The 6767-nt window shown below is 70.0% G+C and carries 5 protein-coding genes; 2 read left to right on the forward strand and 3 right to left on the reverse strand.

What is annotated here, in order from left to right:
* Positions 1–13: 13 nt before the first annotated feature.
* A complete protein-coding gene (locus tag RT2_RS03470) occupies positions 14–3181 on the reverse strand; it encodes a multicopper oxidase family protein (protein ID WP_072843115.1) in 3168 nt (1055 codons plus the stop codon).
* A 168-nt stretch (positions 3182–3349) separates the two neighbouring features.
* Here RT2_RS03470 and RT2_RS03475 point away from each other — a divergent pair, with 168 nt between their 5' ends.
* Together RT2_RS03475 and RT2_RS03480 are read left to right on the forward strand one after the other, a co-directional pair.
* Complete coding sequence (locus tag RT2_RS03475) at positions 3350–3724, forward strand: nuclear transport factor 2 family protein (RefSeq protein WP_072843116.1); 375 nt, start codon at positions 3350–3352, stop codon at positions 3722–3724.
* A 1-nt stretch (position 3725) separates the two neighbouring features.
* Positions 3726–5171 (forward strand): threonine/serine exporter family protein, encoded by a 1446-nt coding sequence (locus RT2_RS03480; RefSeq protein WP_371851135.1) that lies wholly within the window; start codon positions 3726–3728, stop codon positions 5169–5171.
* Here the strand turns inward: RT2_RS03480 and RT2_RS03485 are convergent, their stop codons facing one another.
* Entirely contained in the window at positions 5172–5405 is a 234-nt protein-coding gene (locus RT2_RS03485; RefSeq protein ID WP_072843117.1) for an MbtH family protein, read from the reverse strand.
* Positions 5402–6766, reverse strand: a complete 1365-nt coding sequence (locus tag RT2_RS03490) for a lysine N(6)-hydroxylase/L-ornithine N(5)-oxygenase family protein (protein ID WP_092775836.1) — start codon at positions 6764–6766, stop codon at positions 5402–5404. Before RT2_RS03490 ends, RT2_RS03485 begins: the two co-directional genes overlap by 4 nt.
* Between the last annotated feature and the right edge of the window lies 1 nt (position 6767).

Raw genomic sequence — 6767 nt, forward strand, 5'->3', positions numbered from 1 at the left:
GACACTTCCGAAACTACCGTCCGCCCAACGGAACCGGACCCGACACTCCCGGCAGCGCGGGCAGCGCACCGACCACCGTCGGCACCACCGTGCCCGCCTGCGGGTCCGCCCGGCCCAGCCCGATCTTGCGCACCTCGGCGCCACCCGCACCCATGCCGCTGACCAACAGGTCCCCGCCGGTGGTGGTGCTGCTGACGGCCACCTGCACCCCGCCGCCCGCGAACGGGTCGAAGGACGCGATCTGCCGGAAGTCCACGGTGCCCGAGTGATGGTCCGGGCTCTCGGTGTACATCCCCGGCTCGCCGTCGAGGCGCGACCCGCTCGACCACACCCGCACCGTGCCCGCGCCGCCGGCCATGCCGGTGACGATGCTCTTCGCGCCGCCCTCGGCACCGGCCACCCAGCCCGTCGCGAGCGAGACACCCCCGGTGTACCCCTCGTCGAAGGCCAGGAACTCCGACGTCATCGTCGGCTCGCCCGGGCCGACGCCGGCGGCGCCGTGTGAGCCGTGCCCGCCCCTCGCCGCCGCGGCGGCGGTCGGCTGGAACAGGTCGTAGCGGAACGCCTTCACCCACGGCGCCTCCCCCGGCCCCGGCGCGGTGACGATGCTGGCCCGTCCCGAGGCGGTGTCGACCAGACCGGTGGCGACCGTGACCCCGGCCTCGGATCCCGGGTAGGGCGCGAAGCTCGCGAACACCTCCGGCGCCGTTCCCCGTTCCGCCGGCAGCGTCGAGGAGAACACCTTCACCAGCGACGGGGCGCCCGGGCCGGTACCCACGATGACGTTGTCGGCCAGGGCGTTTCCGTCGATGTCCGCGCCGGCCACGGTCACCCCGCCACGGAAGTCGGCGTCGAACGGCGCGAACCCCGCCAGCTCGGCGGTGAACGGTCCGACGGCGCGGTCGGCGCCGTCGTAGACCACCACCTCCGGGGCCACGCCCGCACCGGTCCCGGCCACGAGGTCGAGCACCATGTCACCGTTGACGTCGGCCATCGCCACCGTCGGGGTTCCCTCGAAGGACGGGAACGGCGTCACGGCGGCAATCACCTTGTCGCCGTTGCCGTCATGCACCCGCACCGTCGCGGGGGTGCCCGGCGACCCCGGCACCGCGACCGCGTACGTGGACACCTCCGGGATCACGCTGACGAGGGCCATCAGCCCGTTGTCCTCGTGGTTGAGGCGGTGGCAGTGGATCACGAAGGTGCCGGTGTACTCGGTGAACTTGGTGCGCAGCGTCACCGAGGCCGGCTCGAGCGCGGCCTCGTTCTCGTCGGTCACCGGCGCGGGCACGTTCACGTTGTCCATGCCCCACGGCTGCACCCCGGTCCTGGTGCCCGCCACCGGGTCCACGACCTCCATCACCTGAAAGTCGTTGACGTGTACGTGCATCGGGTGTTCGTCGTTGTTGAGGTTGGTGATAGTCCACTCCTCCACCGAGTTCAGCCGGGGCTGGATCAGTGGGATGTTCGGGAAGGTGCTGTCGTCGAACTCGTAGGTGAAGGCCTTCGGGTCGCTCTTGCTGGCCTTCTCGTTGCCGAAGCCGCCCGAGACCGTGAGCGTGCGCTTCACGTCCGGCGTCATCACCGAGGTGTCGACGAAAGACGTGTAGGCGTCGAGGTTCTGGCCGGGCTCGAACGCTGTCGTCTGCCCCTGGCCGCTGCCGGGGGTCGCGTGCAGCAGCGTCTGGGTGGGGAAGGTGAAGAAGCCGTCGGCGTAGCTGATCACCGACGGGTCCACGGTCACCGTGCCCAGCACCGCGGGCGGGTTGTCGGTGCCGTTGTTGGTGTAGAGCACGCCCGGGTTGGTGACGGGCTCGGCCCCTTCCAGTGGCGGTATTTCCAGGACGAGGTCGCCAACCTTCGGCATCGTCACCGCGATCGCGAACCTCGACCCGGGCGGGACGACGAGCCGGGTTCCGTCCCCGCCGACCGGCGGCTCCACCCGGGTGAAGGGATTGCCGTCCTGCCCGACGACCGCGAACGTCGGGTGGTTACCGGTGGCCGTCTCGGTGAGTCGCAGTGGCATGTAGGCGAAGTCGCTGATGTTCGCCAGCACCCAGATCTCGGTCTGGCCGGGATCGAGTTTCAGCTCTGGCTGGAACTGTCCGTTCACCGTGTACTGCACGTCGCGCTCGTTCTCGGGCAGCGACGGGTCCGCCGGGATGGTCGTCGAATCACTCGTGAAGGTCTGCAGGTTGCCCGGCACGAACTGGTTCTGCCCACGGTGGTTGGCCGGCGAGAGTGGTCCGCTGTACCAGTTGGTGACGTATCGGGAGCCCTCCGTCGTCTCCGCGAAGTTCACCGGAGCCAGGCTCGGCCGGTAGCTGCCGTCGGCAAGCTGCGAGCCGGTCGGCGGTGTCAACGTGCTCACGTACTGCGGCCAGTTCGGGTCGTTGAGTTGGTGGCCGCCGCCCTTGCGGTCGAAGACGAAGTTGTACTGCAGCGCCATGTCGCGGATCGGGATGTCGCGCCGCGTGACCAGCGGCAGGTTGCCGTCGGGCCGCCCGATCTCGAGGAGGCCGGCGAGCCCCAGGTAGGTCTGCTGGGCGGTGAGCGTGTGGCGGTGACTGTGGTACCAGTACATGCCGTTCGGCATGTCCGTCGGCACCGCGTAGTCGTAGACGTTGCCCATCCCGGCCGGGATGTCGAGCAGGACGTTGTCGGCGTTGCCGTCGGGGCTCACGTGCAGCCCGTGGGTGTGCAGGTTCAGCGGCGCGGACGCCAGCGCCGGCGGGTAGATCGGCACCTCGCCGCCGGCGGGGGTGAAGGCCGGGTCGTAGAAGTCCTCGATCGTCAGGTCCTGCAGGTCGTTGTCGTAATGGATGATCAGTCGCTCGCCCGGGTCGACCCGCAACGTCGGCGCGGGGTAGATGTCGTCCCCCCTCGTCGAGCCGTCCGACGCCGTGCCCCTGATCACCTCGTACCCGAAGAGCAGGAAGTTCGAGACCGGCGCCGCGGCGGTGTCGAGCGCGACCGTGCCCTGGTGGGCCGACAGTCGCACCTCGAGGACGCCGTCGCTGCTCGACAGCCGGACCGGCTCCCGGTACGCGACCGGGGCGCCCCCGGCGCCGGCGTTGCCGCCCGACCGGGGCGCCGGGCCCGAGGTGCACCCCGCGAGGACCAGTAGCGCCGCGAACAGGCATGCGAGGACGGTGACCGGTCTCCCACGATTCGCGACCATCGCCGCTACTCCGTTCGACGAACACCGCACACGCCGGCGCACGGGCGTCGTCGCCTTCGCAGCATAGATCCCCGATCGACGGGAGGTCATCCGACCGCGGCCGGAGTCCGACGCGCGAGGGCGGTCCGCAGCCACCGTCAACCCTCGGAAACGGCTAGCGTGGCAGGCATGAGCACCTCCGAGATCGCCACGGTCCTCGCGTGGCACGATGCGCTGAACGACTCCGACCTCGACACCCTCCTCGCGCTGTCCAGTGACGACGTGGAGATCGGCGATCCGACGGGCGCCCGCCAGGGGCTGTCCGCGCTGCGCGACTGGGCTTCGACCGCGGGACTCACCCTGAACCCGGGGCGGATGTTCGTCCACGAGGGCGTGGTGGTCGTCGAGGAGGAGGCAACCCTCGCCTCCAATCCCGGCGAGACATCGACCTCGGCGGCCGCCTTCCGCGTGGTTCACGACCAGGTGACGTCGATGTTCCACCACGTAGACCTCGAATCCGCTTTCGCAGCAACCGATCTCAGCGAGCAGGACGCGGTGTCCTGACGTGCGGGCGTTGCGCCCGAGGGACGTGTTCGCCTGGCTGAACCGGCTGATCGGCGAGGAACGGTCGGTGGTCGACGCGCCCACCGCCGCACCCGCGCCGCTGCAGCCGGTCGACCTCACCGACGACGCCCTGGTGGCCGAGGTGCTCGACATCGCGGTGCGCTCGGGCGAGGTGCTGCTGGCGTCGGGCACCTCGGCGATCGACACCACGGCGCAGGTGCAGTTCGTGGCGTCCACCTACGGCCTGGCCCGCTGCGACGTCGACGTCACCTACAACTCGATCCGCATCAGCGCCTATCGCGGCCCGACCATGCCGCCCGCCACCAGCATGCGCATCGTGCACTACCGCTCCCTCGACTTCACCCGCCTGGCCGCGGTCGACGCGCTCACCCGCCGGCTGCGCACCGAGGCGGTGAGCCCCAGCGAGGCGCACGACGCGCTCACCACGATCAACGACGCCCCGCACCCCTACAACCGCTGGACGGCGACCTTCGCCTGGGCCTCGATGGCGGCGTCGGCGTCCGTCCTCCTCGGCGGCGGGGTCCTGGTCGCGATCGTCAGCTTCCTCACCACGATGGTCATCGACCGGGTCAACCGGATGCTCAACGGGATCGGGCTGCCGTTCTTCTACCAGCACGTGGTCGGCGGGCTGATCGCCGCCGCGCCGGCCAGCCTGCTCTACACCTTCCGAGAGCAACTGGGCATCAGCATCCGTCCGTCGCTGGTCATCGCCGCCGGGGTGATCGTGCTGCTGTCGGGGTTGTCCCTGGTGGGGTCGGTCCAGGACGCCATCACCGGCGCCCCGATCACCGCGGTCGCCCGCTTCTTCGAGGTGTTGATGATGACCGGCGGCATCATCGCCGGTGTCGCGCTGTCGCTGCGGATGGCGGCCGCGCTGGGCTCGACGCTGCCGCTGACCACCGCGCCGGAGACGCCGGCCTTCGCGCAGGCCTCGATCCGGGTGGTCGCCGGCGCCTTCACGTCGCTGTTCTTCGCGGTGGCGTGCTACGCGGAGCGGCGGGCGCTGACGGCGGCCGGTCTCGGCGGCGCCGCGGGGATCCTGGTGTACTCGCTGAGCCAGACCATCGACATCGGGACGGTGGTCGGATCGGCGATCGCGGCGACGGTGGTCGGCTTCGTCGGTGGCCTGATGGCGCGGCGGGCGTTGACACCGCCGCAGGTGATCGCGGTCGCGGGGATCACCCCGCTGCTTCCCGGCCTCTCGCTCTACCGGGGTCTGTACTCGTTGCTGAACAACCAGCTGCTGCTGGGGCTGAGCGCTTTGCTCTCCGCCTTCGGAATCGGCGTCGCGCTGGCCGCGGGCGTCACGCTCGGCGAATGGGGAGCCCGGACGCTGCGGCGGCCGCGGATACTCGGCCGGACAGGCTCGCTCCGGCGCCCGACGCTGCGTCCCCGCAGGCCGGGCGGCCAGGAGCGAACTGCCTGACTAGTTGTTGCCGGCCGCCTTGTCCTTCTCCATGGCCTCACGCAGGCTCTTGGGCCGCATGTCGGTCCAGTTCTTCTCGACGTACTCGACGCATGCCTGACGGCTGTCCTCGCCGAACACCACACGCCACCCCTGCGGCACGTCAGAGAAGGTCGGCCACAGCGAATGCTGGTCCTCGTCGTTCACGAGGACGTAGAAACGGCCGTCTTCGTCGTCAAAGGGATTGGTGCTCATCTGGCCTCGCTTGTCGCAAACTCGTTCTTCGAATGATCCACCAGCGTGGAAACCCCGACACTATCAAGATCGAGGCCAGCGGTTCGATTTTGCAGCAGGGAAGTGAGAATTTCTCCCGAACGGACTGCCACGTTGGACAGCAGCGACGCCGTCAGCCCGTGTGTCTTCTCGGTCCCGCCCTGCAAGTAGATGCCGCCGCGCACGTCCGGCGAGGTCACCAGCCGGTAGTCCCGCTCCACCTCGGCCACGACGCCGTCGGCCGGGGCCAGGTCGCCGATCACGCTGCTCAGCGGGGTCGGCGTAAAGCCGGTCGCCAGCACCACCGCGTCGCACATCAGGGTGTCGGTGAGGTCGTCGAGGCGGCTGCGGACACTGACCTCGATGCCGTCCGGTCCGTCCACCACACGCGAGATCTCCGAGGCCCGTCGCATGAACAGGCGCCGCTTTCCGCGCACCAGTTCCTGGTACTCGGTGGTGTACAGCTCGTTGATCAGCTCGATGTCGACCACCGAGTAGTTGGTGCTCCGGTGCAGCTCGAGCACCCGCTCGCGTTCCTGACGCTCGGCGCCGTGCAGCTCGTCGACGGTGGACGGGTCGAAGATCCGGTTCGCGTACGGGCTGTCGTCCGCCGGGCTGTAGCCGTAGCGGGAGAACACGCTGTGGACCTCGGCCTGCGGGTAGTGCCGGTGCAGGTACTGCACCACCTCGGCGGCGCTTTGGCCCGCGCCGAGCACCACGAAGCGCTGGTGCACCAGCTCCGGGAGCTCCTCGATCCGGAACAGGAACTGGTGGTTGTGGAAGCACCGCGGCGACGGGGTGGCCCAGTCCGGGATCTGCTCCTGAAGCCCGGCGCCGACCGCGAGGTTGCGGGTGCGCACCGTCCGGCCGTCCGCGGTCTCCACCTCGAACTCGTCGACGACCCCGTCGGCGCCCCGTACGCCGCCCACCCGGGTCACCGTGGCGCCGTAGTGCACGTCGGCGTCCACCCGCTCCGCCGCCCACCGGAGGTAGTCGTTGAACTCGTGCCGGGTCGGGAAGAAGGTCTGGTGGTTGACGAAGTCCACCAGCCGGCCCTTGTCGAACAGGTAGGAGAAGAAGCTGAAGGTGCTCGCCGGGTTCCGGAACGTCACCAGGTCCTTGGGGAAGGCGATCTGCATGGTGGCGCCGTCGAGCAGCATGCCGGGGTGCCAGCGGAAGGTGTCCTGCCGCTCCAGGAAGCGGGCCTCCACCCGCTCGCCGGGGGCGCACGTCGCGTTGTGCTCCTCGATGGCGATGGCCAGGGCCAGGTTGGACGGGCCGAACCCGACGCCGACCAGGTCGAGCGGCCGGGACGGGCCGTCCGCGGCGTGTGTCGGTTCCATG

The organism is Rhodococcus tukisamuensis NBRC 100609 (assembly GCF_001894985.1).
Taxonomy (GTDB): domain Bacteria; phylum Actinomycetota; class Actinomycetes; order Mycobacteriales; family Mycobacteriaceae; genus Rhodococcus_G; species Rhodococcus_G tukisamuensis.